A 2,734-nucleotide genomic window follows, 5' to 3' on the forward strand; every position below is an offset into this window, starting at 1 on the left:
TCGTATAGTATATTTAGGCTTTTCTTTTCAGCCTATTAACTCTTACAAATTTACAAAAATCTCATTGTTGATAACTACGTTACCTTCACTACTGGCGGACGCTTTCCGCGGGCATGGCTTGAGCCTCCTCGGAAGAAACCCACTTCCTGCGGGGTCTCAAGACTCACGCTATTTCCGCAGGAGTCGCCGCCATCCGTTCCAGGTAACTCAGTTTGTGCATGAATAGTCTGCTGAGTGCTATGCCAAATACGCTGGACGATTCACGGCTGAGGATACTTCCCTGACACGAAATGGGAATCAATACCTGCGATATTAGTTTGTGTTGTCTTTTTTTAAACAAATTGAACCTTAATAATCAAATATTTAATTAATATTTTTTTGACATATCACCGCAGGTCTTTCGTTGTTAGTTTTTGCGTTTTATATGCTCTTTATGCAGCTAATGCTGCACGAAAATGGACGTCTTATCCTAAAGTTATCAACAAATGTTTGTGAATGATGTGAACAACTTTTAAAAACCCTATTTCTATAACCCCTGAAATGTGGACATATTTTGTGGATAATTAAGGTTATTCCTGTGGATATTGTGTGTAAGTGCGATAAATGTTTCTATCTTCCTCTTTATTTGCCGTTACAGTTGTGGATAAAAAGTTTTGGAAAGACGGTATAAATCACGTGCTAAAGTCGCAATTTAATAAGATGGAGGTGTTTTCCTTTGGACGTTATGAAGCCAATTCCCAGTGAAGATATACCAATGGGAGCGGACTGGTTGTATGAAGTAAAATATGATGGATTTCGCTGTGTAATCCATTGGGAAAAAGAAAAAATTACACTTACTAGCAGGAATAATAAAAGTTTAACTGAAAAGTTTCCAGAGATCGTCTCTTTTTTTCAAGGACAACAATCTTTCATCAATGATCTTTTGCCACTTCATCTAGACGGAGAGCTTGTTATTTTAAATAATTCTTATCAAGCTAATTTTTCGCTCATTCAAAAGCGTGGAAGATTAAAAAACCAAACATCTATCAAGAAAGAAGCTAGCAATCGTCCCGCTCGTTTTCTAGCCTTTGACCTTTTGATGCAGCGAGGGAAAAATGAAAAAAAGACCCCTTACTACAAACGAAAAAAAATGCTTCAGAAGCTTTTTGAAAAAATGAAGACAGAAAATATCTCCAATAAACCTGCTGATTTCGTAGAAGCACATGCCAATCCCCATCAATTACAAGAAATGATTTTTCATTATAAAGGGGAAGGTATTGTTGCTAAACGTAAGTCAAGCACCTACCTTAGCGGAAAAAAACATCAAGACTGGTTTAAAATAAAAAACTGGCGTGTGATCCACGGATTTCTAACACAGCTACATACAAAAAATGACTATTTTACGGTAAATGTTTACGAACAGGAGGCTATACTGGAAATAGGGAAGTGTAAACATGGATTAAGCAAGGAAACTGCAGCAACACTAAAACAACTCTTTTTAACACAAGGAGAAAAACAAGGAGAAATGTACACGTTACCACCAGCAATCTGCACCTCCGTCCGGACGCTTGATTTGTATAAAGAAGAGATTCGCGAGCCAGAATTTTTGGAAGTATTGCCTGATCTATCCCCAAAATCTTGTACAACCAGCCAATTACATCTGGATATGGCAATGATGCCAAAGGAAGTAGAGGCAACGAATACAGATAAATTATTTTGGGCGCATAAAAATTTAACAAAAGGGGATTTTCTTGTCTATATGCGAGAAATTTCTCCATACATGCTTCCATTTTTAAAAAGCAAGGCATTAACCCTTATCCGATGTCCGGATGGGGCTTTAGAGGAGCATTTTTTCCAGAAGCATCTCCCCCCTTACGCACCTTCTTTTATCGAAAGTTTCAAGGAGGGAGATGAAACATTTATGGTATGTAATGATTTAAGTTCACTTATGTGGTTTGCAAATCATGGTGCAATTGAATACCATATCCCCTTTCAGAACATGAAGCAGATGCACCCTGTAGAAATTGTCTTTGATCTCGATCCGCCTGGCAGAGAAAAATTTGACCTTGCCATACAGGCAGCGCAAATCATAAAGCAACTGCTGAATGATTTAGAGCTTATCGCCTTTGTGAAAACGTCAGGCAATAAAGGATTGCAAATTCACATACCGATTGAAGAAGGAAGCATGACATATGAAGAAACAGCCATTTTCACACAAGCGATTGCCCTGACGCTCGAAAAGGAATATCCCCAACTATACACAACCGAAAGAATGAAAAACAAAAGAAAAGGCCGGCTCTATATTGATTATTTGCAGCACGGAAAAGATAAGACATTAATCGCTCCTTATTCCGTACGAAAAACCGTTGATGCCACAGTTGCTGCTCCCCTGTTCTGGGATGAAGTGAAACATGGATTAACACCTGATTCCTTTACACTAAATAATGTGGTGGATCGTGTGCAAACATGCGGATGCCCATTTGCAAATTACTTCTCAGCCGGTAAAAAGCAAAGACTGGATAAAATGCTGAAACTAGTAAAAAAATGAGGTTAGGAGATAACTAGCCAAGAAGTGACTTTCATTTTATCAGCAGGTATCCTTTTTGTTTACTAAAACAAGCATATTAAAGCCGTTTTCATATCTAGTTGACTCGAACGAAAGGCGGCTGACTCCAGCGAGAACAGCACGAGTCTGAAGCCCCCACGTGAAATGGTTTTCTTCCGAGGAGGCTGAGGCTGTGCCCGCGGAAAGCAG

1 protein-coding gene is annotated in these 2,734 nt (G+C 39.0%); it reads left to right on the forward strand.

All coding sequences use genetic code 11. The features are described from left to right. The first annotated feature begins 724 nt into the window (after positions 1–724). Positions 725–2,527 (forward strand): DNA ligase D, encoded by a 1,803-nt coding sequence (locus tag GZ63_RS0115830; protein ID WP_038221310.1) that lies wholly within the window; start codon positions 725–727, stop codon positions 2,525–2,527. Positions 2,528–2,734: the final 207 nt, after the last annotated feature.

The organism is Virgibacillus alimentarius (genome assembly GCF_000709085.1).
In the GTDB taxonomy this organism is placed as follows: Bacteria; Bacillota; Bacilli; order Bacillales; family Amphibacillaceae; genus Virgibacillus_B; species Virgibacillus_B alimentarius.

What these genes read in the sequence shown, in the direction of transcription:
- GZ63_RS0115830 (WP_038221310.1), top strand. Translation starts at nt 725, where the DNA reads ATGAAGCCAATTCCCAGTGAAGATATACCAATGGGAGCGGACTGGTTG.